Source organism: Agrobacterium sp. K11, from assembly GCF_059429395.1.
Window position 1 is genome coordinate 424,798 of sequence record NZ_JCAHRB010000003.1, and the last position, 24,823, is coordinate 449,620.

A 24,823-nucleotide genomic window follows, 5' to 3' on the forward strand; every position below is an offset into this window, starting at 1 on the left:
CCCGCGACAGCGCCCGACGACACAAGACGAAAACACGATAACCGGTCCTTCATCTCCCGGAACGCCGGTTCTCGACCAACGAACAGGATGAACGCTCATGTCCGCCGATTCCCGCATTCAGGCCATTACCGCCCGCATCGTCGAACGCTCCAAGCCTTACCGCGAGACCTATCTCGAGCGGCTGCGGCTGCAGGTTTCTAAGGGGGTTCATCGCTCCACTCTCTCCTGCGGTAACCTCGCGCATGGATTTGCTGTCTGTTCCCCCGCCGACAAGGACCTCCTTGCCGGCGACCGGGTTGGTAATCTCGGCATCATCACCGCCTATAACGACATGCTGTCGGCGCACCAACCCTACGAGACCTTTCCGGCAATCATCCGCGAGGCCGCAGCGCAAGCCGGCGGCGTGGCGCAGGTCGCGGGTGCCGTGCCTGCCATGTGCGACGGCGTAACCCAGGGGCAGCCGGGCATGGAGCTCTCGCTATTCTCCCGTGATGCCATCGCCATGGCTGCCGGCATCGGCCTGTCGCATAACATGTTCGACGCCGCCGTCTATCTCGGTGTCTGCGACAAGATCGTTCCCGGCCTCGTCATCGCAGCGCTTTCCTTCGGTCACCTGCCCTCCATCTTCATCCCCGCCGGGCCTATGACCACCGGCCTGCCGAACGACGAGAAATCCCGCATTCGCCAGCTTTATGCAGAGGGCAAGGTTGGGCGCGCCGAGCTGCTGGAGGCGGAGTCCAAATCCTATCACGGTCCCGGCACCTGCACTTTCTACGGCACGGCAAATTCCAACCAGATGCTGATGGAGATCATGGGTTTCCACATGCCCGGCTCTTCCTTCATCAATCCCGGCACGCCGCTGCGCGACGCGCTGACACGCGAGGCCGCCAAGCGGGCGCTCGCCATCACCGCGCAGGGCAACGAATTCACGCCTGCGGGCGAAATGATCGATGAGCGCTCGATCGTCAACGGCGTCGTTGGCCTGCACGCGACGGGCGGCTCGACCAACCACACCATGCATCTGATCGCCATGGCGCGCGCAGCCGGCATCATCCTCACCTGGCAGGATATTTCCGACCTGTCGGATACCGTGCCGCTGCTCGCCCGCGTTTATCCCAACGGTCTTGCGGATGTGAACCATTTCCACGCCGCAGGCGGCATGGGCTTCCTCATCAAGCAGCTTTTGAAACAGGGCTTCGTGCATGACGATGTCCGCACCGTCTTCGGACAGGGGCTCGAAGCCTACACCGTGGATGCAAAGCTTGACGAAAACGGCGCAGTGACCCGCGAGCCTTCACCCGAGCAGAGCCACGACCCCAAGGTTCTCGCCAGCATTGAAACGCCGTTCCAGCCGACCGGCGGTCTGAAAATGCTGACCGGCAATCTCGGCAAATCGGTCATCAAGATCTCCGCCGTCAAGCCCGAACGCCATATCATCGAAGCGCCCGCGATCGTCTTTAACGACCAGCAGGAGCTTCAGGATGCCTTCAAGGACGGCAAGCTCAACCGCGATTTCATCGCTGTCGTCCGCTTCCAGGGTCCGAAGGCCAACGGCATGCCGGAACTGCACCGCCTGACACCGCCACTTGGCGTACTGCAGGATCGCGGCTTCAAGGTGGCGCTGGTGACGGACGGACGCATGTCCGGCGCTTCCGGCAAGGTGCCGGCAGCCATCCATGTCACGCCGGAAGCTTCCGAATGCGGCCCGATCTCGCTCATCCGCGATGGCGACATCATCCGTCTCGACGCCATTTCCGGAACGCTTGAAGTGCTTGTTCCAGCCGCAGAGCTGGCAAAGCGCGAACCGGCGCGCGCCGACCTTTCCGCCAACGAATGGGGCATGGGCCGCGAACTTTTCGCCCCGTTCCGCCGTAATGTCGGCCCTGCCGACCAGGGCGCCAGCGTTCTGTTCCATTGATCGCCCGGAGGCGAAGGCCGGATTCGGCCTCGCCTCCGCACCCTCTTGGCATGACCCGCATAACCCGCGCTGAAACCGCTTTATTTCCCGTCTCTTAAACGCCAAACTTGTCATGCGGCTGTGATGATCGCCCTATAGGGGCTTCTCAGCCAGCCGCGGGACGATGACGCATTTCAAGATGATGGGGCCAGACATGACGATTTTCTCAAGCAAACGCCGTGACGTGCTGAAGCTTATGGCTGGCACCGCCATACTGCCGCTGATGGTGGTGGCAACGCCGGCGGAGGCGCAGGATGTGGCCCTGCGTGCAATCGTGATTTCCGACCTGCATTCGGCCTATGAGCGCATCGGGCAGCTCCTAGCAGCCATAGAAATGCGCATCGCGGCTGACAAGGCACCCCACATTATTCTTCTGAACGGCGACCTGTTCGAAACCGGCAATGCGGTGGCGACACGGTCGTCCGGCGAAATCGAGTGGACGTTCCTCTCGGCGCTCGCCAGGCTCGCGCCCACCATCATCAATATCGGCAACCATGAACCGGATATCGATAACGACCTCGCAAATTTCGTCAGTCGTGCCCGCGCGCTCGGCATCACCGTGCTGTCCAACATCATCGACAAGCGCAGCGGCGCACCCTATGCACCGGCCAGTGCGGAGGTGAGTGTGGGCGGACGGCCGGTCGTCGTTGCGGGCCTTGCCACCAACGCGATCAATACCTATCCGAAGGCGACGCGTGAGATGCTGGATATTCCGCAGCCTGTGGAATGGGCCAAGGCGAATCTGCCTGCAATCGTCAAGCCGGAGGCGATCAACATCGTTCTCAGCCACGCCGGTGTTGTTGCCGACCGCGATATCCTGCCATTGCTGCCCGATGGCACCCTGCTGGTCGGCGGCCACGATCACCTGAACTTCGTGCATGAACAGGGTGCGACGCGCTATGTACACACGGGTTCATGGTGCACCTCCATGGCCATTGCGACGATCGAAGCTGCTGGCAAGGCGCCGACGATCGAGACCGTCGCCATCGACAGCGACGCCCCCTCCTCCCCGGCGCTCAAAGGCCTGATCGAACAGACGCTCGACAAACATCTGACGGCAGAAGAGAAGGCGGTTGTCGGCAAAACGGAAAAGGCAATGACAGTTGACGAGGCAGGACGCCGTGTGGCGCAGCTGATCGCCACAAAAACCGGCGCGGATGTCGGCTTCATTGGCCACACCTCCTTCGGCGCTGGTTTGCCAAGGGGCGATATCCGCCGCTACGATTTCAACGCCTCGCTGCGTTTCGACGGCAAGCTGATGGTGACGGAAGTGGATGGCGAAACGCTTGCGCAAATCCTCAAGCGCTGCAATCAGGACGGCGACATTCCGCTTGCTGACCGCACCGGCGATTATCTTTACGCCATGCCGGAAAAACCGGTCACAAGAGAGCGATACAAACTGGTCTGCAACGACTGGTCCGCCACCAACCAGAAATCCTATCTCGGCCGCAGCGATCTTGCCTTTGCGGAAGTGCCCGATGTGAAGCTGAAGCAGACGGTTCTGGGTGGGCTTTCCTGAAGCCGGAGATTCTCCAGCCCCTTAGAAAGACCGGATATCGAGCTTCCGGTCCTTGTGCGCCGGATGTGTGCTGAACACGAAAATGCGGTCGAGTTCCTTTTGCGTCAACATGCGCAGAAAACGAACGTGGATGGTGTTGTTGGCGTTGACGCGCAACATAACGCAGCCGATCTTGTTGATGCGGGCGTCGGGAATATCCAGATAGAACTGGTTCGGAAGATTGTATTTCGTCAGGAGTGCCAGCACGGCCTCGGTCTGGGAAATGCGAATGACGTCGCAACGGCGAGCGGCCATATGCATGACGGCCTTCTCGGTATATTCGATGCGCGCCGCATTCATGGTGTCTTCCATGCGAAACCGGCCTTCGCGGTCGTACATGAAGGATTCTTCCTTGGTCAGGTAACTGTTCTTGATAACACCCGCACTGCTCTGCACGCCCTGACCTCCATGCTCTTTCTACGTCTCCAAGATTAAAACGTAGTCTTTAACAATTCATATCAGCGTCACCTTAAACAGACCGAAGACGGAACATTTTTGGCATTTTTCCACAGCGGCAAAATATCATGAAAAAACCCCGGAACGGGACGTTCCGGGGCATGTTTCCTGAAGCTCACGGCCATTGTCTCCGCAACTATCTGCGGTAGTTCTTGCCCTCGGCATCAAAGAGATGGAGCTTTGCCTGCGGTGCCGCAAAACGCAGGGTCTGACCCTTGGCGACGGATACGATGCCCGGCACCTTGACGATGATCGGCTCCTGCCCCTTGGGCGCTTCGAGATAAAGCAGGGTCACTTCACCGAGAGCCTCGACGATCGCGACTTTTCCCTCGAAAAGATAATCGTCGCCGGTGACGATGCTCAAATCCTCCGGCCGGACACCGAAGCTCGCGGCCTTGCCCTGCTCGGTTGCAGGCGTGGGAACGACGATGTTCAGCGTCTTGCCTCCGGCAAGTTCGATCGAAGTCCGCTCCCCGGTTACGGCAATTTTTGCCGCAATGATGTTCATGGCGGGCGAGCCGATGAACCGCGCCACGAAGAGGTTGGCGGGGTTTTCGTAAAGTTCCAGCGGCGGGCCGACCTGTTCCACACGACCCGCATTCAAAACGACGATACGGTCGGCCAGCGTCATCGCCTCCACCTGATCGTGGGTGACGTAGATCATCGTCGTGTCTGCCATCTGCTCATTGAGCTTGGCGATCTCGATGCGGGTTGCGACGCGCAGCGCGGCATCGAGGTTTGACAGGGGTTCGTCGAACAGGAACACCTTGGGGTTGCGGCAAATGGCACGGCCGATGGCGACGCGCTGGCGCTGGCCGCCAGAAAGAGCCTTGGGCAAACGCTCCAGATATTGCGTCAGCTGCAGGATTTCGGCAGCGGCGCGGACGCGGCGGTCGATCTCCTGCTTGTTTTCCTTGGCGATCTTCATGCCGAAGGCCATGTTGTCGTAAACAGTCATATGCGGATAAAGCGCATAGGACTGGAACACCATGGCAATGCCCCGACGCGAGGGCGGGATTTCATTGACCAGCTGGCCGTCGATAAACATCTCACCGCCGGTGATTTCCTCCAGACCCGCAATCATGCGCAGCAACGTCGATTTCCCGCAGCCGGACGGCCCGACGAAAACGATGAATTCGCCCTGTTCGATCTCCAGATCGATGCCGTGCAGGACTTTTACCTGCCCGTATGATTTGCGGATATCCTTGAGAACGAGACTTGTCATGGGTTGTTCCTCCCTGCTCTATCAGGCGTAACGGGCGAAGAAAGCGCCCCATGCCGGAAGTTCTACGCTTCTGCCGTCCACACCGCTTGCAAAGCCGTGGCCTTCGAGAACCTCCCAGTTCCCTTCCGGCAGCGTCGCCTTTGCTGACGTCGCGGACAGATTGAAGAGGCACAGAACGGTTTCGTTGCCGAGCGTGCGGGTGTAGCTCAGCACGTCGCCCTCCACTGGCTGGAATTCGATGCCGCCCTTGGCGAAAGCGGGATGCTTTTTGCGGAAGGAAAGGAAGCGGCGGTAATGCTCCAGCACGGATGCCTCATTGCCCTGCTGGGCGCTGACGGCGCGCTGCTTGTGTTCGGCCGGAATGGGCAGCCAGGTCTTGTCCGAGGTCGAGAAGCCGGCCTGCGCATGGCCCGCATCCCACACCATCGGTGTGCGGCAACCGTCGCGGCCCTTAAATTCCGGCCAGAACTGAATGCCGTAGGGGTCCTGTAAATCCTCAAAAGCAATATCGGCTTCAGTAAGGCCCAGCTCTTCACCCTCATAGATGCAGACTGAGCCGCGCTGCGTCATCAACAACGCCGAGAGCACCTTGGCGAAAGCATCCTTATCCTCGACATGCTCGCCCCAGCGGCTGACATGGCGAACGACATCGTGGTTGGAGAAAGCCCAGCAGGCCCAGCCTTCCGGTGCTGCCCTGGCAAAATCCGCCTGCACGTCGGCAACACGCTGCGGCGTGAGCGCATCCGGCGCCAGGAATTCGAAGGCGTAACACATCTGCATCTTGTCGTCGCCGGAGGTGTATTCACCGACGATTTCGAGTCCGCGCTGGCTGTCGCCCACTTCTCCGACGGCGGCGATATCCGGAAACTCGTCCAGCACGGCGCGGAAGCGTTTCAGGAAAGCGATGTTTTCGGGGCGGTTCTTGTCGTAGAGATGTTCCTGGAAATTGTAGGGATTGACCGCAGGTGCCGTGGAGGCGTTGCGGCGCTCCGGCGCCAGCGCCGGGTTGTCGCGCAATTCCAGATCATGGAAATAGAAGTTGATGGTATCGAGGCGGAAACCATCGACGCCGCGCTTCAGCCAGAAGCGGGTGATATTGAGCAGTTCTTCCTGAACTTCCGGATTATGCAGGTTCAGATCCGGCTGCGAGGTCAGGAAGTTGTGCATGTAATATTGCATGCGGGTGGGGTCCCACTGCCAGCCGGAGCCGCCGAAGATCGACAGCCAGTTGTTGGGCGGCGTGCCATCCGGCTTGCTGTCCGACCAGACATACCAGTCCGATTTCGGATTGTTGCGGCTGGCGCGGCTTTCCACGAACCAAGGATGCTGGTCAGACGTGTGCGACATGACGAGGTCGATCATGACGCGGATGCCCAGACGGTGCGCTTCCGCGATCAACCCGTCGAAATCGGCAAGCGTGCCGAACATCGGATCGACATCGACATAATTCGAGACGTCATAACCGAAATCCTTCATCGGCGAGGTGAAGAACGGCGAAATCCAGATGGCGTCGGCACCGAGACCGGCAATATGCGCCAACCGGTCGGTGATGCCCTTGAGATCGCCGATGCCGTCGCCATTGGAGTCCTGATAGGAGCGCGGGTAGATCTGATAGATCACGGCGCCGCGCCACCAATCCTTGTTGGGCGTCAAAGCGGAAATCACCGGAGCGGTCATAGTCTCATCCTGTCTGGTATGGGCGTTCATGGATAATCAGCCTCCCTTGACGGAGCCTGAGAGCAGGCCACGCACGAGATAACGTTGAAGGGCAAAGAAGACGCCAAGCGGCACGACAATGGTAACGAAGGCCGAGGCGGTGAGGATTTCCCAGTTGCCGCCGCGCGAACCGAGCAGCGCGTTTAGCGCACCGGTCAGCACCAGCTCATCCTTCTGCGTGCCGAGGAAGACCATGGCGACGAGCAGGTCGTTCCAGGTCCACAGAAACTGGAAGATGGCGAAGGAGGCGAGCGCCGGGAAGGATAGCGGCAGGATGATCTTGACGAAGATTTCGAAATCGCTCGCGCCGTCGACACGTGCACTTTCGATGATCTCTTTCGGCAGGCCGGAAATGTAGTTGCGCAACAGGTAGATGGCGAGCGGCAGACCGAAGGCGGTGTGCGCCAGCCAGATGCCGGCATAGGTCTTGGACGGAACGCCGAAGATATTGCCGATTTCGTTGTAGAGTTTCAGGAGCGGTATCAGCGACATCTGCAACGGTACGACGATCAGGCCCACCACCATCGCAATCAGAAAATTGCGGCCGGAAAAGCTCATCCATGACAGCGCATAGGCGGCAAAGGCGGCGATGAGGATAGGGATGACGGTTGCCGGGACGGCGACTGTCAGCGAGTTGACGAAGGACTGGCCGATGCCTTCCGAGGTCAGGACGGTTCGATAATTGTCGAGTGTGAAGACCGGCGGTGTCGCGACGGAAATATAGACGCGCTTGCCGCGAGAGCCCTCGAAGCTTGAGGCCTTGCTGTATTCATAGGTGCCATCGGTGTTGACGAGCAGCGTTTCCCCGTCGCCGATATCTGCCGCTTCACCGGCTTTGAAGGCCGTTGGCTCCTGCACGCGAACGCCGAAGGCTGCAACTTTGCCCCCCTGTCCGCTTTCAAAAACATTACCTGATATGACGTAGCGGTTCCCGTCCTGCTTCTGCACGGCAGCGTCGGCAAGGCGAACCGCCGCGGTCTGTTCGGAACTGGAAAAGGCCGTCCACCAGCCCGACACGGTGATCTGGTCCTTGTCGCGCAGGGAACTTACGAGAATGCCGAGTGTGGGCAGAAGCCAGAGAAGCACGACGACCAGCACGCTGGCATGGACGATGAGGCGCGGCAGGCCGACGCGGCGCAGACGTTTTACGATATCCATCTCAGCGGCCCTCCATCTCACGGTTCGCCTGGCGGATGTTCCAGACCATGATCGGGGTGACGGCCGCCATGATGACAAGCGCTATGACCGCACTTCGGCCACTGTCACCACCGCCGCGGAACATCCAGTCGAACATGAGGTTGGCGAGAACCATGGTGTTCCACTGACCGTTGGTCATGGTCAGCACGATGTCGAAAACCTTGAGAACGAGAATGGTGATCGTCGTCCAGACGACGGCGATGGTGCCCCAGATTTGCGGGACCATGATCTTCCAGAAGATTTGCCAGCCATTGGCGCCATCGATGACGGCCGCTTCGATTGTCTCTTCCGGAATGCCGCGCAGCGCTGCCGACAGGATGACCATGGCAAAGCCGGTCTGAATCCAGATGAGGATGACCATCAGGAAAAAGTTGTTCCAGAAGGGCATGGAAATCCACACCTCCGGGCTGCCGCCGAAAAACTCGACGACGGCGTTGAGGAGGCCGATCTGCACCTGACCTTCGGCGCGATACTCGTAAATGAATTTCCAGATGACGGAGGCACCGACGAAGGAGATCGCCATCGGCATGAAGACGATGGATTTGGCGATGTTGCCCCACCAGATGCGGTCGGTCATAACGGCAATAACGAGGCCGAAGAAGGTGCAGGCGGCCGGCACCACGGCCAGCCAGAGGATGTTGTTGAAGATCGATTGCCTGAAGCCGGCATCGAAAAATGCCCAGCGATAATTGGAAAGACCTACGAATTCGGCTCCGGTCCGGTCATAGAACGAGAGGATGAGCGTCGCGATGACAGGATAGACCAGATAGACGAGAAGAAGGAGAAGAGCGGGGCCGATGAACAGCCAGGGCCTGACCGACGCGCGGCGGTTGAGGTTGCGGGATGCCTGCAACACGTCTCCCGAGCGGACGGGAAAGATTACCTGCAACAGTTTGTCGGATAGCCAATAATAGGCAGCGCAGGCAAAAACGCCGGCCACCATGACGCCGATGGCAGAAACGAGTTGTTGAGCCATGTTCCCTCCCTTGATCCTCTCCGCGCCGCGCTGATTTTATGCGGTCGACGGCCGTTCCGTTGGCCAAGGCCCGGCGGCATCACCGCCGGGTCAAGCTCTGTTGAGGTTACTTCAGGCCGTCCCAGGCCTTCTGGATATCGGCAGCGACCTGATCGGCCGACTTGCCGCCGACGAAATCGATCATGCCGGTCCAGAATGCACCCGCGCCGATCTTGCCCGGCATCAAGTCGGAACCGTCAAAGCCGAAGGTGGTCGCGGAGGTGAGGATTTCACCCTGACGCTTCATCTGCTCATTGGCATAGGTATCGACATTCACACCCTTATACGGCGTCAGGAAGCTGGACTGTGCCATCCAGACTTCATGGGCGATCGGGGTTTTCAGGAAATCGACGAAAGCCTTGGCGGCGGGCGCTTCCTTGGTGATGGTGACGAGCGTGCCGGCGCCCAGAACCGGCTTGCCGAGTTCAGGCTTTGCGGCATAGGTCGGCATATAGAAGAAATCCACATCCGTTCCGACCTTGGTACCATCAGGGAAGAAGGACGGCACGAAGGACGCTTGATGGTGGAGGTAGCACTTCGGCGGAATGTCGAAGAGACCCTTCGGGCTGTCGCGGAAGTCGGTGGAGGCCACAGCCGCAACGCCGCCGCTGACATATTTTTCGTTCTTGGCGAATTTGCCGAATTCATTGATTGCCGCAACTACGGCCGGATCGGTGAACTTCACCTCGTTCGTCGTCCATTTCTGATAGACGTCGAGCGGCTGCGTGCGCAGCATCAGGTCTTCCACCCAGTCCGTTGCCGGCCAGCCGGTCGCACCGCCGGAACCGAGGCCGATGCACCAGGGTGTGCCGCCATCGGCAACGATCTGGTCCGTCAGCTTGAACAGGTCTTCCATGCTCTCGGGCACTTTATAGCCCGCTTCCTCGAAGTTCTCAGGTACGTACCAGACGAGCGACTTCACGTCGGCCTTGAAGGGAAATGCAAAGTAAGCCTTGTTGCCGTCCTTGCCCTTGTAGCTGCCGAGATCAACCCAGGACTGGCCAGCGCCGTAATTGTCCTTGACCCAGTTTGCGGTCTCATCGCCGAGCGGAACCAGAAAACCCTTGGCGGCGAGATCAGCCAGAAGACCGGGCTGCGGCAGGATGGCGATGTTGGGCGGAGAACCCGCCTGCGTGTCGATGACGATCTGCTGTTCGTAGTTTTCCGAGGAGGAATAGCGGACGTTCACGCCGGTCGCGTCGGAGAAATAGGCCAGCACCGTCTGGAACAGCGCCTCGTCCTCACCGCGCCAGGGCCCGAAAATCGTCAGCGTCTGACCTTTCAGATCGGCATGGGCCGCCTTGAAGTCTTCGTAGCTTTTCCAGTTGAACTTGGCATCCTGACCGGGCGCGAATTTCAGATCGGCGGCAAAGGCCGAACCCGACAGCAGCACTATAGAAGCCGCCGTCGCCAAAAAGGTCTTCTGCATGTGATTTACCTCCCATCACATAAAAGGCTCAAAGCATCTCCCATAAATCAAAGCGCTTTGGCTGCCTATTCATCTCATTGTCATTGAGAAGGAGTCAAGAGGCTCTTTCGCTGGACATGCCGCATTGTCGTATGAATAGTCATACTTACTTAGAAAGGCGGCTATCGTTTTCGATTGAGAAAACCGGCAGGGACTGGTAAAAAACTAAAGCGCTTTGGGAGTTAGAGGAGAGGCTTTTGCCATTTCCGATGCGCGCGCATGGAGGAAAAACAAACATGAACCTGAAACAGTTGTCGCAACTGCTGGGGATTTCTCAGACAACCGTCAGCAGAGCGCTCAACGGATATCCCGAGGTGAGCGCAGAGACGCGCCGCCGCGTCATGGAAGCCGCCGAAAAGACCGGATATCGCCCGAATGCCGCGGCGCAACGGTTGGCGACCGGCAAGGTCGGCTCCATCGGACTGGTCATGCCGGTTGGCGAGCACCACCGCTCGGATGTGCATTTCGGCGAATTCCTGAGCGGTCTAGGCGAAGAAGCAGCTCGCAGCGGATTTCACCTCGTCATCACGCCCACGGAGCCGGAAAAGGAACGGGAAGCCCTGCGGGGGCTGGCAGCGAGCGGCAGCGTCGATGGCATCTACCTCGCCTATATGAAGAAGAACGACGCCCGCATCGCCATGATGCAATCGCTTTCCCTGCCCTTCCTCGTCCATGGCCGCTCCATCGGCGTGGAAGAGGATTATCCCTTTCTCGACGTGGACAATGAGGCCGCATTTCGCGATGCGACCCAGCTGCTGCTTCAGCTTGGCCACAAGCGGATCGGGCTTCTTAACGGGCCGGAGGGCTACGACTTCACCTTCCGCCGCTGTCTCGGGGTGGAAAAGGCGCTGACGGCAAATGGGCTGACATTGCGCCCGGAACACACAAGACACAGCAGCATGACCGATGAGGAGGGTTATCTCGGCATGGAAGCGCTGTTGTCACAGCCGGAACGACCAACCGCCATCGTGTGCGCAAGTACCGCATTGGCACTCGGCGTGATCCGCTCGCTCAACCAGCGCGGCTTGAAACCGGGCAAGGATATTTCGCTGATTGCCCATGACGATGTGTTGCCGCTGTTGAAGCCCGACAATTTCTCGGTGCCTCTCACCACCACCCGCTCATCCCTGCGGGCGGCGGGGGTGCGTGTCGGGCAGCGCCTGATCAACCGGATCAAGCTTAACCAGACCGAACCTCATCAGGAGCTCTGGAAGGCGGAACTTGTCGTCCGCGCCTCCACAGGACCGGCTCCGAAAGAGTAACTACCGATTTCAGAACTTCGGTGCGGTCTTTCCAAGCGCGCGATAGGCGGCGATGACGGTGTTGGCCATCAACATGGCAATCGTCATCGGGCCTACGCCGCCCGGAACGGGGGTGATGGCAGCAGCGACTGCGCTTGCCTCATCATAGGCGACGTCACCGACCAGCTTCGATTTGCCTTCACCCTTTTCCGGAGCGGGAATGCGGTTGATGCCGACATCGATGACGGTCGCGCCGGGCTTTACCCAATCGCCCTTCACCATTGCCGCGCGACCCACCGCCGCCACGAGAATATCGGCCGTCTTGCAGACGGTGGCGAGATCCTTGGTGCGCGAATGCGCCATCGTCACCGTGGCGTTGGCGTTCAGGAGAAGCTGGCCCATCGGCTTGCCGAAGAGGTTGGAGCGGCCGATGACCACGGCGTTCAGGCCGGAAAGATCTTCGCCGTGAATGCTGCGCACCAGAAGCATGGCGCCGGCTGGCGTGCAGGAGATGAGGCCGGTTGCGAGATCGCCGGTCGCCAGCTTGCCGGCGTTCAGCACGCTCAGGCCATCCACATCCTTCTCGGGCAGGATCGACTGGATGATCTCATCGGAATTGAAGTGTTTCGGCAAAGGAAGCTGTACCAGAATGCCGTGGATGGAGGCATCGGCGTTCAGTTCGCCGACCAACTTCAGAAGCTGATCTTGAGTTGTTTCTTCCGGCAGCGTGTGCTGAACGGAATTGAAGCCGCATTGCTTGGCTGTCTTGCTTTTGGAATTCACGTAAGCGTGGCTGGCCGGATCGTTGCCGACGATGACAACCGCGAGACCGGGCTTCACACCCTGTTCCGCCTCAAGCGTTTCTGCCGATTTGCGGACCGCCTCCGTTACCGAAGCCGCCTTTGCCTTTCCGTCAATCACAACTGCCATGCGTCCTGCTCCTGCTGGATTACGTTGGCCCCGTATGGTGCCGACTTTGCAGGAATGCAAGCAAAAATGCAGCTTCGTCAGGCAGTTTTGCGGTAGTCGTCGCGATGCTCGGCGTAATCGGCGAGGCGCTCCCTCAAGAGCGCCAACTCGCGTCTCAATTCCGCCAATTCCTCGGCTTCGGCCTGCTCGTGATCGAAATGCCCGGCAAGGGCTTCACTGAGCAATGGCGGCAGCTCCGGTGTCGTCTGGGGGGTATTCCTGACGGTGCGGTTGCCCATCAGAACCTGCCGCACACGCTCGTCCAGCGGAATGTCATCGGTATCGAATCCGCTATCGTTCGCCGCCCCGGCGTAATAGTCCGCGAACTCAGCCTCCGGCTCGAATTCGCTATCCGCGGCCAGTTCTTCAAGATCATCGAACACATCCGGCTCGATCGGCTCGAACTCGGGAAACTGCATGGATTGCTCAGGCGCTTTTTCGGAGGGCAGAACGTGCGCATCATCAAAGACGAGTGCCTCCTCCTCTTCATGGCGACGGTAGCTCAGGAGATACAGGCTGCCCAGCAGGCCGAGCAACGCGCCACCGCCTGCCAGCATCGCGGCTTGTGTGAGGTCGCGCGACAATTCGCCCGGTCCGGCCTTCCTGGTGAGGCGGGTCTCAACGGCGGTTGTGGTGGATGAGGACATGTCCCGACGCTCGCTCGCCTCAAGATAGGCATTTCGCGCCGTTTCCAGTTCATCCTGCAATCTGGAGAATTCACCGGGCGTGACACCAAGGCTGCTCAGGCGGTCGAGATGTTTCGTTCGTTCGGCGTCCGCGGTTGCAACTTCCTGTGCGACGCGCTTCTCATCGGCGCGCAAGCCATCGATCAGCTGACGCAATGCGGGAGCGACAAGCGCCTGCACGGCATCTACGGCATTCTGGGCGGCGATGCGGCGGGGATGTTTCGGGCCGTAATCGACCGAGACGCCTGAAAGCGCCATGCTGGCAGTTGCATGTCTTTGCCTGATGTCCTCAAGCACAGAGAAAGCAGCGCCTGACGGCAGGGGCTTTGACAATACGTCATTCGGCTTGAGGCCGGTGGCCACCGCCAGATCCGTCTGAAGCGACTGCTGCTGCTGGGTCGTCCCCGCAAGGCTGTGATTGAGGTCGCGCAATTGCTGCTCGAGTTGCTGCACTTCCGCCAGGACGGCCTCGCCGTGGCGCATCTGGAAACCGTTCAAGGCGGCTTCCGCCTCGTCCAACCGGGTGCGCGCCCGCTCCGTCTCGCGCATGGCGGGCGTCATGGTGCCGGCCTTGCCATCCGCCATGACACGCATCGAAAGATAATCCGTAAGCCGCATCGCGGTTTCCGGCGTCGCTGCCTTCGAGGTTACGATCAGCGTATTTTCATCCGGCGTCAGTTCCAGACGGATCGCCTCGCCCACAGCACCGTTCAATGCTTCACGCGGGGAAAGCGAACGGGTATCCGCCCCGGTCAAAAGGTCGAAAAGCAGGCCAAGTTCGCCCTGATTGCGAACGCCGACCATGTCGGCGGGCTTCAATTTGAGGTCGCCCGTTATACGGTCCAGACCGGACGGAGAAAGCAGGGTGCGGCGGGCCATGGCAAGAAAGCGTGCCGCATCGGGTGCATCGTAGCCGGTCTGGGTAACCTCGACATGCGCCTGCGAAACATATCCGCGAAAACCGGAATCGACCAGCAGCAGCGGAAGTGCAGCCCCCACAACGGTGGCGGCGGCTACGCAACCGGCTGTCAGAAGCCGCAGACAATGTTTGCGAAATTGCGCCGTAGGCACGGCAACACCATCCTCATCAGGGCGCGTCGCCATCATATCGGGACTGTGATCAACCATCTGAAGCCGTCTGCTACGCTCGGCGCCGCCCGCAACAGGCGGCTTTCAAAACCTTACGGGAGGTTAAAGGATCGTGGCAAACAAATGGTTAACGCGGGCCTTGCCGACCCGCCTCAGCCCTTGCCGAGCGCGATGTGCCAAGGCTCAGCGCAAAGGCTGTAAAGCCAGCTCATATGCAGCTTGCGAAAGATCTCGGGCATGCCAGCCACTTCGGACGCCAGCACCTTGAACAGGGGACCGACCGCGATGGCGAGACGCGCATCATCGCGATTGATGCTGCGATGCAGCCATTTCTCCTGGTTTTCCGCAAGCATGCCCGCCAGCACGACATCCACCTTCACGCCCGAAGTATCCCGGTTCAGCATGACGAAATCATGCCACGGCGCATGTGCGCGCAGCTTGGCGAGGACCTCTCCGACCTGTGCTGCATCATCCCCCGCAACGCCGATACGTTTCGGCACCGCCATATAGGTCAGAAGTGCCATGACGAAGGCAACGCCATCGATGGTCTCGGGCAGAGGCTTGCCGTGTTCGGCGCGTGCGGCGGCATTCATCCCCCTGCCCTGCGGCAGAAGCAGACAGCTTTCCAGAATCTGCCTGTAAGCAATGTCCTTGAGGGACAGCCTGGCATTCTGGATGGTAAGAAACGAGAGCATCGTGTGGCCGTCACAAGCCGAAGCCTGGCCGCTGACCATTTCCAGCGCCCCGTTCCAGTCCAGATCACAGACGCGCAGTCCGTGAATATTCCGTTGCGATCCCGTCCGCGCAAAATCTGCTGCGAAATTCATGCGAGCCCCCGAATGCCAAATCCACCGCCGCCAATCCGGCGCATGGTTTGCGGGACAGCAGCTCATGGATTTGTTTATACAGGTGCTGGTTGAATTTACCCTGAAGGCAACCGATCGAATATTCCGGAAAATAGAAAGGGGCGATTAACCAGACCGGTGGCCTGCACCGCGCCCCGCACCCTCAGTGGCTTGGGGCCGCTTCTTTTCCGGTGTCGACTTTCTCGCCTTCGACAAGCTTGACCGAACGGGGCGAGCCGTTGCCCTTTTGCTCGCGAATATCGGCCTTCGACAGATAATCGAGCTGCTCGATCAGGACGTCCCCGACCACCTCGTCGCCAAGTTTCTTGTTCAGCCCCTCTCGGATGCGCTGCTTGAAGACATCAGGGTCGAAGGTGGAGATATTGGCGATGTTGACCATGGAAGAACCCGCCAGAAGCGTGAAGAGTTCGTCGGTCATCAATTGCGTTGCGGGCAGTTCGATCTTCGCCATCTTGTCCTTGTCGACACGCAAGGAAATGCGGCTGAGGAAATAACCGTTCACACCACCGTCATTAATGACGGGGATGGTGATGCTTTCGCCTTTGACCAGTTGCAGACTTGCCTTTTTCGCCCCCGCCTCATCTCCCGACGAGGGGGCCGTCGCCATCTGGACGGAGAAATACACCGCGCCGAGCGTGACGGCGCAAACCCAGACGCCGGTGAGAAGAAGCTTCAACATCAGGAGGCTGCGCCGTACATGAACTGTTCCTGGGAATAGGTGCCGTCCGTATCGGCTTCCTGAATCGCGGTCTTGAGAAGATCCGCAACAGCGCGAACCGCATTCAGATGCGCCTCGACGCGGCTGGCATTGGTCGCGAGCTTGGACTTGATGCCCTGCACCTGATCGAGATGTCCGGCGGCGATTTCCTCATGGGGCGTATCGCGGAACAACATCGTCAACTCATAGAGGCAACGGCTTTTATGGGCATTGGAGACTTTGAAATCGAACTGGGGGTCCTTACCGATATTGTCATTCTCATTGTCGATGATCATTTCAAGACGGCCGAGAACGGATTTGATGCGGTGGTCGTTCGACATAAGGTCCATGCTTGTCTCCTCGTTATGATTTATCATGCTCAAGCCTCGTCCGTTTTATCATTGGAAACGCCGAGGACCTGCCTTTCGAACTCCGCCACCATCCGAATTGCAGCATTATGGTCTTTGTCATTCATGGATACGTCGGTAATGCCTTTGCTCTCGGCTTTCCGCAACGCATCCTTGTAGGCCTGTTCTGCAATGCCAACGCCGCCATTTCTGGAAATCGTGTCGGCAAACTGTTCCGCCATCATGCTTTTCCAGATCTCGCCGGCGTTGCCCTTGCCGTAGACCTCCTCGCTGTCTTTCGGCAGCATGTTGGCAACGAAGGTCTGAAGCACGGAAGCCTCATACTTGCGATATGTTTCCGGAACTTCGGTACGGGCAGAGCGGATGTTGGTATTGCCGAGACCTGCTTTCGAAGTGGCGCTGTCAAGCATATCAATGGCAGCGCCAAAGCCCTTGCCCGAATCGGCAAGGCTCGTCGCAGCGAAAGCCGCCTTGTTCGCCTTCAATTTTTCCTGAGCGACCTGCACTTCCTGAGGGTCCGCAGCGCGAACCACATCCATCACCAGATCGCTTATAACCGATATCGCCACGTCCAGAACTCCCGAGCTGACGAACGGGCGGCATTAAAACCGGGGCGTTCGCTCAATCAAGAAACACCGCTGAATACGTCTCTCTGGACGCCCAACGATGCAACAACGGGACAGACTATGGATCGCCAACCTTGCTGGAGGCTGGTGTCCGAGATGCGTTCGTGATTTCTAACAGATCATAGATTGCATTGTCGTCGGCCTCACGATCCTCGAGATCGCGGGCGAGATGCATCCTGTCCTCCAGCCGGTCGGCCTTGGTCTTTTCCTTGAGCACCTTGTTTTCCTGCAATTGCTGCACGCCGGAGAGCTGACGGTCCTTGACGACAAGGCGGCCGTAACGATCCGAATAGTGCCTGGAGAACGTCTGGTGGACCGGCTCCATGGAACTCATCGCTTCAAGCACGTTCTCCATGGATTGCGCCACTTCGGCACGCACGCGGGTGGTGTCGGCCAGTTCCACCTCGGCCATTTTCTCCATGTGGCGCTGGACCGTTACCAGGCGCTTGAGTTTGGCCGAACGCTTGTCCGAAGCCATGGCATTTTCTCCAGATCAGAAGCCGATGAAGACCGGGCCGAAACCATCCACGAATTGCCGGATGAGGGCCGCGATCGACAGGTAAAGCATGAAAATACCGCCCGCGAGAACGAAAGGCGTCGATATGAAGTAGACCGGGATTTGCGGCGCCAACTTGTTGATGAGGCCGACCGCAACGTTGAACATCAGACCGTAAATTACAAAGGGGCTGGCAAGCCGCAGCATGATGGAAAAGGAGGCGCGCAGCGTGTCTGTCAGGGTTATCAGCATCTTCTGGCCGCTGATGAGCGCGCCGACCGGTGTCGTGGCGTAGGAATCGACCAGCGCCCGCAGGACAATATGGTGGAAATCCAGGATGAACAGCACCATGAGCCCACCGAAGGTGATGAAGTTCGAAATCTGGTTTTCCTGCACGTCTTCAACGGCATCCGCTCCGCCGGGAGCGCTAAGCCCGATGGATGCGCCGATGAGCGCGCCCGTGAACTGGAAGCCGAGCGTGTAAAACCGCGCGATCAGCCCGTACATTGCGCCAATGACGATCTCGGTGAAGATGAGGCCGACAACGGCGCCCTGGCTTGCGCCGGAGACTTTCGGATAGATCGTATCCCACAGTACCGGCAGAAGCGCCATGGACACCGCAACGCACAGGAGAATGCGTATCTGCGGCGAGATGCGCGAACTGGAAAAGCCCGGCATGGTCATGAAGCAGGCGCCGATACGGCAAATTGCAAGGAACAATGCGATAATTGTCCCTTGCGGGTCGGTTATCATGAAATGGCGCCCAGAATCTTGATCTCCAGCCCCTTGGCCAGTTCCACATGCGAGAGAACCGGCAGGGTCGCAAAGAGTCGTTCGATGATCATGCGCACATAGGACCGTGTTTCCGGCGACGTGACAAGGACAAAGGGTAGTCCGCGATCCATGAATTCACGGATAACTTTCGATGCCTGCTCGGAAAATTCCTCGAGATGGCGGGGATCGATATCGAATTCGACGATTTCGCCCTTTTGATCGCGCTTGAGCGCCTGATGGAAGACCATGTCCCATTTGTTGCCGAGGCGAAGCACACGCAATACGCCATTGTCGGCAAGATCGCCGCAGAGCTGCTGCGACATGCGCACCCGTACATGTTCGACGATCTGCTCGGTCTTGCGCACATGCGGGGCAAGTTCGGCGACCGCTTCCAGAATGAGATGCAGGTTGCGGATCGACACACGTTCGGCGAGCAGCAGTTTCAGCACGGCCTGCAGGCCGGAATAGGACATGTGCGACGAGCAGATTTCGTCGGCAAGCTTCTTGTATTCCGGGTCCAGCCTGTCGATGAGGATCTTGACGTCCTTGTAGGACAGCAATTGCGGCAGATTGTTGCGAATGACTTCGCTCAGATGCGTCAGCACCACAGAGACATTGTCGATCGGGTGGAAACCTTCGCGCTTCAAATCCTCGGTGAATGTCTCGAGAATGGAAACGGCCGGCATGCCGAAGGCGGGTTCGCGGATTTCGTCGCCCGGAATGCTCGGCTTGCGCCCTGCCCCCGTCACGACAAGAACATCGCCAACGCGCAGATTGCTCGACGCGATCGTCGTGCCATGGACACGGATCTGGTAGGCCTTTTCCGGGATCATGATGTCGTCGGAGACCTTGATCTCCGGCACGACGAAGCCGTATTGGGTCGCGAACTTCTTGCGCATCTTGCCGACACGGAAAGCCAGTTCCTGATGCGCGCCGAGGAGGCGGGTCGAAACCTGCTTGCCGAGGGCAAGTTCGATTTCGGACGTCTTGAGGACCTGCTTGACGGAGTCCTTTTCCGCTTCGTTGGTCTGGAGAACCTTGTCCTCCTCTTCCTGACGGCGCTGCGCGCTTTCCGCTTCGACCTGGCGCGGAATATACCAGCTGCCGAAGGCCATGATGCCGCCCAAAAGCGTGAAGGGCAGGAAGGGCAATCCCGGCATGACGGCAAGAAGCCCCATCAGCATGGCTGCGACCATCAAGGCGCGCGGATATCCGCTCAGCTGATTGATGACGGCCTGATCCGTCGATCCCGAGGTGCCGCCGCGCGACACCAGAAGGCCGGCCGCCAGCGACACGATAAGGGCCGGGATCTGCGAAACGATACCGTCGCCGACCGAAAGCTTCACGAAAACATCGGCAGCCTCGCCGATCGGCATGCCGTGGCGGAAGTAACCGATGATGATGCCGCCGAAAATATTGATCGCGGTGATGATCAGGCCGGCGATCGCGTCGCCGCGTACGAACTTCGAGGCACCGTCCATCGAGCCGAAGAACGAGCTTTCCTCTTCCAGCTCGCGGCGACGGCGTTGCGCTTCCTTTTCATCGATGATGCCGGCGGACAAATCCGCATCGATCGACATCTGCTTGCCGGGAATGGCATCCAGCGTAAAGCGCGCGCCGACTTCGGCGATACGGGTGGCACCCTTGGTGATAACGATGAAGTTGACGGTGATCAGGATCAGAAAGACGATCAGACCGATCACGAAGTCGCCGGACATGACGAGGCTGGAGAAGCCCGCAATCACGCCGCCCGCCGCCGTCGGCCCCTCGTTGCCGTGCGAAAGGATGACACGCGTCGTCGCAATGTTCAGCGACAGGCGAATCATGGTCGCGATCAGCAGCACGGTTGGAAAAGACGAGAAATCCAGCGGACGCTGAATCCAGAGCGCCACCATGAGGATGAGGACCGAAAGTGCTATGGAAAAGGCCAGACCGACATCCACCAGAACGACCGGAATGGGCAGGAACAGCACGCAGAGGATCGACACGATGCCCAATGCGAAACCGACATCCCGCATGCTCGGGCTTACCTTGGGCAAGGAAATGACTGGTGGTTGCGCCATAAAATCGTCCTGTCTCTTCATGAGAAGGGCGACGGAAAAGCCGCCGCACGGTTCCGCGGCACCGGTTTTCTAAAATCGCTGACGCAATTCAGCCCGATGCTTCAGCCTATCCCTAGTCGCTGAAGCTTGCGCGAGGATGGCATCCAGACGGTACGGGCGTCAGAAGCCCGACTGAACCCGCGAAAAGACGAGATTGGAAAAAAGGGCGATCTGCGCGCCCACAAACGGGGCGGCAACGCCGAGAACGATCATGATCGTTACGATTTTAGGGACAAAGGTCAGCGTCATTTCCTGAACCTGGGTCAGGGCCTGGATGAAGGCGATGGCGACACCAACGATCATGGCCGCGAGAACGGCGGGACCGGCCGCGACGAGAACCGTCCAGACTGCCGCCTGCATGATATCAAGCGCATCGGCCTCGTTCATCGTCGCATCCTTTATTCCGGAAAGGCGGCATCATGCCGCCTCTTCAATGTCAGGAACCTGCAGGCACGTCCGAATCGGTGCCGCTATCAGGTGTAGTCGCGATCGGACCGTTCGAGAAGGTCACACCGGCCTGCAGCAGCACTTTGTCACCAGCTTCTGTGATGGCGACGACGCCGTCCGAATAGACTTCGACTTCCTTTACCACGCCGGTGACCTTGTCGTCGGCGCTCTTGACCGTTTTGCCAACCAGGTCGGAAGCGCGTGTCAGGGCTTCGGCCTGCAGCATGCTCTTCAGATGGGTGTTGGTCTTGATCGTCTGCTCAACCTGCGAGAAGCTCGCAAGCTGCGACATCTGCTGGCCGGCATCCATCGGGCTGGTCGGATCCTGGTTTTTCATCTGGGCGATGAGAAGCTTCAGGAAGCTGTCGTAGTTAAGCGAGGCCGCGCTTTTGTCGTTGCTGCTCGCCCCGGCATTTGCCCAGGGGTTAGAGGCTGCCGACGTGACTGCATCTACCGCCATGGTGCGATCTCCTTGCGAATCTGCTCGATCGTTGCGGGGGTCATTTCCTGATTGTTGAGGATCTTTTCCTCGGTCGGGTACAGGCCACGAATGGCCTTCAGCGCTTCGAAAGCCTTACCCGAGGCAACCAGACCGTCGATACGCTTGAGTTCGGCCAGAATCTCCTCATGCTGGAAGCAATTCAGCAGCATGCTCACGGATTTACGGAACAGGTTCGTCGACTGTTCGCGTCCTTCCGGGTTGATGAGGATCATCTGGGCGATGAAATAAAGCTGCCTGAGCGGCGTCGTCGCCTGCTCCGGCTGCAGGACGTGGTTTTCAAGCAGGAACGTGACGTCGTTCAGGAATTCGAGGGCCACCTTGCGATCCACCCGCAAAACCGCGCCGTTGATGAAAATCTTTTCGCCCGATTTCAGCGAGATTCGAAGTGTACTTTTCATTTCAGTCCATCCCTGATGATGGTTGTCACGTCAATTATACCCTGGAAATTCGTCGACTGACGTTTCCGGATCAGTTCGCACTCTTTCAAAATCCAGATCGCGATCGAAATCAGATTTGCCCTGAGTTCCATGGCCAGCTGGTTTTCGGGCTGCTTTAGGTCCTCAATGAAGCGGATCCAGACCCGTCGAGTGTAAAAAAGCGCTTCGATCGTGTGGCGCTGGGAAGAGGAATCCTTTGCCTCCACCAGTAGATCGATCGATTTTGTCAACGCCTGCCGCTCGCGATCCTTCGCGTCTGCGACACCATCCTCCATGATTTCGGCGTAGGAAAACTGGTACATTCATGTATCCTTTATCTGCCGCCACCCCTGTTCATCAGAGGTAGTTTACCAGACTCATTTTTTGCAGACGCGACGTAAGGCTGTAGGCAATTTCAATCTGCTGCTGGAGCAGATCCAGGCGTGTCTTCACCTCGTAGGTATCGATCCCCTCGATATCCAGCAGATGAGTCTCGATGATCTTTTTCTGGGCGGCGAGCGAGTCGTTCGCTTTCGAAACACGGCTTTCGGAAAGGCCGAGCTGGCTCTGCTGCTGATTCAAACCACTAATGACCGTGCCTATATTGGTCACCGACCTGGTCGCCACCAGTTCGCGAACATCGCTTGGGACCTTGTCATCAAGGAACGTCATCGCCGTCATTGCTGTCATCGCGAAGTAACGCATGCCTTGCGAGTTGCTGTTGGTCGATGTCTCGACCACCTCGTTCTGGCTGATGCGGCTCGTCATGTTCGTGTCGCTCGCCTTCGACCCATAGGTCGTCCAGAAATCGTAATTCTGGCCGGCCGTCAGATCGCTGTGCGGTGGGTTCGTAACCGGCGTAGTACCGTTGAACACGCCTTCGATACGGGTCATGAACGCCGAGGCCTGATCCTTGGACAGGTCGGCAATGTTACCGACCGCAGGTGTCTGTGCCGCCATGAACGCGTTCAGCTCAACCTCATAGGCTGCCTTCAGCGTCGATCCTTCGGCAAAGTAGTCATCGATAGGCTTCACATCCGTATTGATGCCGGAAAACAGAAATTCGCCACTGACTGCCGTATTGGCAAAACCGGTGAAGGTGTTGAACGCATTCGAAATGGTTTTGGCGACCGTTGCCAGCGTTGGTGCTGCGCTGCTGGTATTCGGAACAAGAACCTTCTGAATTTCCTGGGCGGCCTTTGCCATGCCATCAAGTGCCGCCTGAGAGGACTTGAGGCGCTGCGTGGCGATGGAATTGACGCTGACGAGCGAAGAGAGACGATCGACATCGCGATTAAGGTCAAGACTGCGGGCCGTGTTGGCACCCAGCGTCACGCCCAGGTCCGCATGTTTGCCCGTGGTCAGCTCGGTATTGAGGTTCGTCATCTCAAGCTGGGCCTTGAGGATGGTGCTGCGCATGCTGTTCTGCATCGCCAGCGATGAAATGAAGGACGTTTTCATCTATTACCTCACCATATCCATCAGCGACTTGAGCATGTCGTCGATGGTGGTCACCAGCTTCGTGGCGGCCTTGTAGGATTGCTCGATATCCATGAGCAGCGAAAGCTCCTCATCCAGGCTGACGGCAGTATTGTTCGAATAGGACGTGGCGGAGCGCTCATAGAGCGCGCTTTTCGCTTCGTTTGCCGAAGTTGCGCCGGATCGTTCCTGTTCGAGCCACCCCACCGAGTTGGTGCCGTATTTCAGGATGCTTGTATTCGTATCGATACGTGTCGACGCGGCAAAATTCATGGGCGCGTCAAAAGCAGTGACATAGCTGTCGATCAGTGCGGAAAACCCGGTTCCGCCTGAAGTTGTGCTGTTGATTACATAAGCGGTACCGTTGATACCGCCGTCGCGCAACAATTCCGGGTTTCCACCTTTGGAAATAATTAACGCAGGGTTGACGGTAATACTCGCAGCGAGCCCGGGAGAGACAACACCGCTTGCCGGAATGGTTGTGGCCGCAGGGGAGCCGTAGGTGAAGAGGCCTGGCATCTTCGGCAGCGTGCTGGTGGGGCTGGCCGGCTTTTCCGCAAACATGGTGATGAGGCCGCGCGCAATTTCGTCGAGCTGGCTCTGCATGGTTGGCGCCAGGTCGTCACGAACCTGCATCAGACCCTGAAGCGAACCTTCCGCTGTCGTGTTGCTGCCGCTGCTCGCCTTGATCGCGACGCCATCAACGTAGATCGCGTTCCCCGTGACCGTCGCGTCGTAGCCCGGCTGCGCCTTGAAAGTAACCTTGCGCGGCACGACTTCGAACAGGGTCGCGCCATCCGCCGTGTAGAGCGCCACGTCGTTGTTTTCACGATTGACGACGTTGATCCCGATGATGGACGAAATGTCCTTCAGCAGCGTCTCGCGCTGGTCGAGAGCATCACTTGGATTGCCGCCGATCGCGGTCTGCGCCTTGACCTCGTTATTGGCTTCCTCGAATTTCGCGAGCAGGCCGTTCAGCTTGTCGACCTGAAGGGACATTTCCTTGTCGGCACGCAGGCGCATCGCCTGCAGTTCGGACGAAGCCTTGTTAAGGGAATTGGCGACGTCCACGGCTGATGTAACCGCAGTCGCAGCAAGCGCGGAATCGCTCGGCTTTGAGGCGTAACCGTCAAGGCTCTTCAGCAGTTCCTTCATATAGGTGGCAGGCGAACTCTCGTAATCGTTGCCGCCGAAAAGGCTTTTCATCTCCTCGAGCCCGGTCAGAACGGTTTTCTGGCCGGAAGCGAGGGATGCACTGGAGATCGTCTGCCTCAGGAGGCTCTCATTCTGGGCACGGCCGTTGGCGACAATACTTGCACCGGACATGGTCGTGCCGAGAATGGCGGTTCGCTTGACGTAGTTCGCATTACCCACATTGGCAATGTTTTTCGAAGTAACGTCCGTCTGCTTACCTGTATTGTTGAAGATCGACTGCGCAGTATTCATTGCTGACGTGAGCGACATTCATTTGTC

At 58.6% G+C, this 24,823-nt stretch carries 24 protein-coding genes; 3 read left to right on the forward strand and 21 right to left on the reverse strand.

The genetic code is table 11. The features are described 5' to 3' along the window. The first annotated feature begins 97 nt into the window (after positions 1–97). Both edd and AC5SEO_RS07255 read left to right on the forward strand, forming a co-directional pair. Entirely contained in the window at positions 98–1,918 is a 1,821-nt protein-coding gene (gene edd, locus AC5SEO_RS07250; RefSeq protein ID WP_003515140.1) for a phosphogluconate dehydratase, read from the forward strand. Positions 1,919–2,111: 193 nt separating this feature from the next. Further along, entirely contained in the window at positions 2,112–3,476 is a 1,365-nt protein-coding gene (locus AC5SEO_RS07255; protein WP_174067997.1) for a metallophosphoesterase, read from the forward strand. A gap of 21 nt (positions 3,477–3,497) precedes the next feature. On the opposite strand, the gene AC5SEO_RS07260 is transcribed toward AC5SEO_RS07255, so the two are convergent. The 6 genes from AC5SEO_RS07260 to AC5SEO_RS07285 form a co-directional block, all read right to left on the reverse strand. After that, a complete protein-coding gene (locus tag AC5SEO_RS07260; protein ID WP_050923858.1) occupies positions 3,498–3,854 on the reverse strand; it encodes a hypothetical protein in 357 nt (118 codons plus the stop codon). 253 nt (positions 3,855–4,107) lie between these two features. Beyond that, a complete protein-coding gene (locus AC5SEO_RS07265; protein ID WP_003515137.1) occupies positions 4,108–5,196 on the reverse strand; it encodes an ABC transporter ATP-binding protein in 1,089 nt (362 codons plus the stop codon). Positions 5,197–5,217: 21 nt separating this feature from the next. After that, the gene (bglA, locus tag AC5SEO_RS07270) at positions 5,218–6,873 is read right to left on the reverse strand and encodes a beta-galactosidase BglA (protein WP_174068020.1); all 1,656 of its coding nucleotides are present in this window, start codon (positions 6,871–6,873) and stop codon (positions 5,218–5,220) included. A gap of 36 nt (positions 6,874–6,909) precedes the next feature. After that, the gene (locus AC5SEO_RS07275) at positions 6,910–8,070 is read right to left on the reverse strand and encodes a carbohydrate ABC transporter permease (RefSeq protein WP_003515133.1); all 1,161 of its coding nucleotides are present in this window, start codon (positions 8,068–8,070) and stop codon (positions 6,910–6,912) included. Position 8,071: 1 nt separating this feature from the next. Further along, complete coding sequence (locus AC5SEO_RS07280) at positions 8,072–9,085, reverse strand: carbohydrate ABC transporter permease (RefSeq protein ID WP_174067996.1); 1,014 nt, start codon at positions 9,083–9,085, stop codon at positions 8,072–8,074. Between the two features lie 106 nt (positions 9,086–9,191). Further along, complete coding sequence (locus AC5SEO_RS07285) at positions 9,192–10,553, reverse strand: ABC transporter substrate-binding protein (protein WP_019564294.1); 1,362 nt, start codon at positions 10,551–10,553, stop codon at positions 9,192–9,194. Positions 10,554–10,828: 275 nt separating this feature from the next. On the opposite strand from AC5SEO_RS07285, the gene AC5SEO_RS07290 reads away from it, so the two are divergent. Further along, positions 10,829–11,854 carry a LacI family DNA-binding transcriptional regulator gene (locus AC5SEO_RS07290; protein ID WP_013635488.1) on the forward strand — a complete coding sequence of 342 codons (1,026 nt, stop codon included), beginning with the start codon at positions 10,829–10,831 and terminating at the stop codon, positions 11,852–11,854. Positions 11,855–11,863: 9 nt separating this feature from the next. Here AC5SEO_RS07290 and folD read toward each other — a convergent pair whose 3' ends face one another. The 15 genes from folD to flgK form a co-directional block, all read right to left on the reverse strand. Continuing rightward, positions 11,864–12,763 carry a bifunctional methylenetetrahydrofolate dehydrogenase/methenyltetrahydrofolate cyclohydrolase FolD gene (folD, locus tag AC5SEO_RS07295; protein ID WP_038489842.1) on the reverse strand — a complete coding sequence of 300 codons (900 nt, stop codon included), beginning with the start codon at positions 12,761–12,763 and terminating at the stop codon, positions 11,864–11,866. Between the two features lie 77 nt (positions 12,764–12,840). Then, the gene (locus AC5SEO_RS07300) at positions 12,841–14,616 is read right to left on the reverse strand and encodes a GumC domain-containing protein (protein ID WP_421460716.1); all 1,776 of its coding nucleotides are present in this window, start codon (positions 14,614–14,616) and stop codon (positions 12,841–12,843) included. 113 nt (positions 14,617–14,729) lie between these two features. Beyond that, on the reverse strand, positions 14,730–15,404 hold the full coding sequence (locus AC5SEO_RS07305) for a WecB/TagA/CpsF family glycosyltransferase (RefSeq protein WP_065688341.1): 675 nt from the start codon (positions 15,402–15,404) through the stop codon (positions 14,730–14,732). A gap of 181 nt (positions 15,405–15,585) precedes the next feature. Next, positions 15,586–16,122 carry a hypothetical protein gene (locus AC5SEO_RS07310; RefSeq protein WP_003515123.1) on the reverse strand — a complete coding sequence of 179 codons (537 nt, stop codon included), beginning with the start codon at positions 16,120–16,122 and terminating at the stop codon, positions 15,586–15,588. Next, on the reverse strand, positions 16,122–16,490 hold the full coding sequence (locus tag AC5SEO_RS07315; protein WP_003515122.1) for a hypothetical protein: 369 nt from the start codon (positions 16,488–16,490) through the stop codon (positions 16,122–16,124). Before AC5SEO_RS07315 ends, AC5SEO_RS07310 begins: the two co-directional genes overlap by 1 nt. 29 nt (positions 16,491–16,519) lie before the next feature. Further along, positions 16,520–17,077 (reverse strand): rod-binding protein, encoded by a 558-nt coding sequence (locus AC5SEO_RS07320; RefSeq protein WP_003515121.1) that lies wholly within the window; start codon positions 17,075–17,077, stop codon positions 16,520–16,522. Between the two features lie 115 nt (positions 17,078–17,192). Then, a complete protein-coding gene (locus AC5SEO_RS07325) occupies positions 17,193–17,612 on the reverse strand; it encodes a hypothetical protein (RefSeq protein ID WP_003515120.1) in 420 nt (139 codons plus the stop codon). Between the two features lie 15 nt (positions 17,613–17,627). Next, complete coding sequence (gene fliR / locus AC5SEO_RS07330; protein WP_003515118.1) at positions 17,628–18,383, reverse strand: flagellar biosynthetic protein FliR; 756 nt, start codon at positions 18,381–18,383, stop codon at positions 17,628–17,630. Next, positions 18,380–20,467, reverse strand: coding sequence for a flagellar biosynthesis protein FlhA (gene flhA / locus AC5SEO_RS07335; protein WP_003515116.1), 2,088 nt, complete (start codon positions 20,465–20,467; stop codon positions 18,380–18,382). Before flhA ends, fliR begins: the two co-directional genes overlap by 4 nt. A gap of 159 nt (positions 20,468–20,626) precedes the next feature. Continuing rightward, complete coding sequence (locus AC5SEO_RS07340; RefSeq protein WP_003515115.1) at positions 20,627–20,893, reverse strand: flagellar biosynthetic protein FliQ; 267 nt, start codon at positions 20,891–20,893, stop codon at positions 20,627–20,629. A gap of 49 nt (positions 20,894–20,942) precedes the next feature. Beyond that, positions 20,943–21,413, reverse strand: a complete 471-nt coding sequence (flgD, locus tag AC5SEO_RS07345; RefSeq protein WP_003515114.1) for a flagellar hook assembly protein FlgD — start codon at positions 21,411–21,413, stop codon at positions 20,943–20,945. After that, positions 21,404–21,853: a flagellar biosynthesis repressor FlbT gene (gene flbT, locus AC5SEO_RS07350; protein WP_003515113.1), complete on the reverse strand. Its 450-nt coding sequence runs from the start codon at positions 21,851–21,853 to the stop codon at positions 21,404–21,406. The genes flgD and flbT overlap by 10 nt, the downstream gene beginning before the upstream one ends. Then, positions 21,850–22,194, reverse strand: coding sequence for a flagellar biosynthesis regulator FlaF (flaF, locus tag AC5SEO_RS07355; protein ID WP_003515112.1), 345 nt, complete (start codon positions 22,192–22,194; stop codon positions 21,850–21,852). The genes flbT and flaF overlap by 4 nt, the downstream gene beginning before the upstream one ends. A 34-nt stretch (positions 22,195–22,228) precedes the next feature. Further along, entirely contained in the window at positions 22,229–23,332 is a 1,104-nt protein-coding gene (locus AC5SEO_RS07360; protein ID WP_174067994.1) for a flagellar hook-associated family protein, read from the reverse strand. A 3-nt stretch (positions 23,333–23,335) separates the two neighbouring features. Next, positions 23,336–24,814, reverse strand: a complete 1,479-nt coding sequence (gene flgK, locus AC5SEO_RS07365; RefSeq protein ID WP_003515109.1) for a flagellar hook-associated protein FlgK — start codon at positions 24,812–24,814, stop codon at positions 23,336–23,338. Between the last annotated feature and the right edge of the window lie 9 nt (positions 24,815–24,823).

Coding starts and splice junctions, on each gene's coding strand:
- edd (WP_003515140.1), top strand. CDS start 98: ATGTCCGCCGATTCCCGCATTCAGGCCATTACCGCCCGCATCGTCGAA.
- AC5SEO_RS07255 (WP_174067997.1), top strand. CDS start 2,112: ATGACGATTTTCTCAAGCAAACGCCGTGACGTGCTGAAGCTTATGGCT.
- AC5SEO_RS07260 (WP_050923858.1), bottom strand. CDS start 3,854: ATGTACGACCGCGAAGGCCGGTTTCGCATGGAAGACACCATGAATGCG.
- AC5SEO_RS07265 (WP_003515137.1), bottom strand. CDS start 5,196: ATGACAAGTCTCGTTCTCAAGGATATCCGCAAATCATACGGGCAGGTA.
- bglA (WP_174068020.1), bottom strand. CDS start 6,873: ATGACCGCTCCGGTGATTTCCGCTTTGACGCCCAACAAGGATTGGTGG.
- AC5SEO_RS07275 (WP_003515133.1), bottom strand. CDS start 8,070: ATGGATATCGTAAAACGTCTGCGCCGCGTCGGCCTGCCGCGCCTCATC.
- AC5SEO_RS07280 (WP_174067996.1), bottom strand. CDS start 9,085: ATGGCTCAACAACTCGTTTCTGCCATCGGCGTCATGGTGGCCGGCGTT.
- AC5SEO_RS07285 (WP_019564294.1), bottom strand. CDS start 10,553: ATGCAGAAGACCTTTTTGGCGACGGCGGCTTCTATAGTGCTGCTGTCG.
- AC5SEO_RS07290 (WP_013635488.1), top strand. CDS start 10,829: ATGAACCTGAAACAGTTGTCGCAACTGCTGGGGATTTCTCAGACAACC.
- folD (WP_038489842.1), bottom strand. CDS start 12,763: ATGGCAGTTGTGATTGACGGAAAGGCAAAGGCGGCTTCGGTAACGGAG.
- AC5SEO_RS07300 (WP_421460716.1), bottom strand. CDS start 14,616: ATGGTTGATCACAGTCCCGATATGATGGCGACGCGCCCTGATGAGGAT.
- AC5SEO_RS07305 (WP_065688341.1), bottom strand. CDS start 15,404: ATGAATTTCGCAGCAGATTTTGCGCGGACGGGATCGCAACGGAATATT.
- AC5SEO_RS07310 (WP_003515123.1), bottom strand. CDS start 16,122: ATGTTGAAGCTTCTTCTCACCGGCGTCTGGGTTTGCGCCGTCACGCTC.
- AC5SEO_RS07315 (WP_003515122.1), bottom strand. CDS start 16,490: ATGGACCTTATGTCGAACGACCACCGCATCAAATCCGTTCTCGGCCGT.
- AC5SEO_RS07325 (WP_003515120.1), bottom strand. CDS start 17,612: ATGGCTTCGGACAAGCGTTCGGCCAAACTCAAGCGCCTGGTAACGGTC.
- fliR (WP_003515118.1), bottom strand. CDS start 18,383: ATGATAACCGACCCGCAAGGGACAATTATCGCATTGTTCCTTGCAATT.
- flhA (WP_003515116.1), bottom strand. CDS start 20,467: ATGGCGCAACCACCAGTCATTTCCTTGCCCAAGGTAAGCCCGAGCATG.
- AC5SEO_RS07340 (WP_003515115.1), bottom strand. CDS start 20,893: ATGAACGAGGCCGATGCGCTTGATATCATGCAGGCGGCAGTCTGGACG.
- flgD (WP_003515114.1), bottom strand. CDS start 21,413: ATGGCGGTAGATGCAGTCACGTCGGCAGCCTCTAACCCCTGGGCAAAT.
- flbT (WP_003515113.1), bottom strand. CDS start 21,853: ATGAAAAGTACACTTCGAATCTCGCTGAAATCGGGCGAAAAGATTTTC.
- flaF (WP_003515112.1), bottom strand. CDS start 22,194: ATGTACCAGTTTTCCTACGCCGAAATCATGGAGGATGGTGTCGCAGAC.
- AC5SEO_RS07360 (WP_174067994.1), bottom strand. CDS start 23,332: ATGAAAACGTCCTTCATTTCATCGCTGGCGATGCAGAACAGCATGCGC.
- flgK (WP_003515109.1), bottom strand. CDS start 24,814: ATGTCGCTCACGTCAGCAATGAATACTGCGCAGTCGATCTTCAACAAT.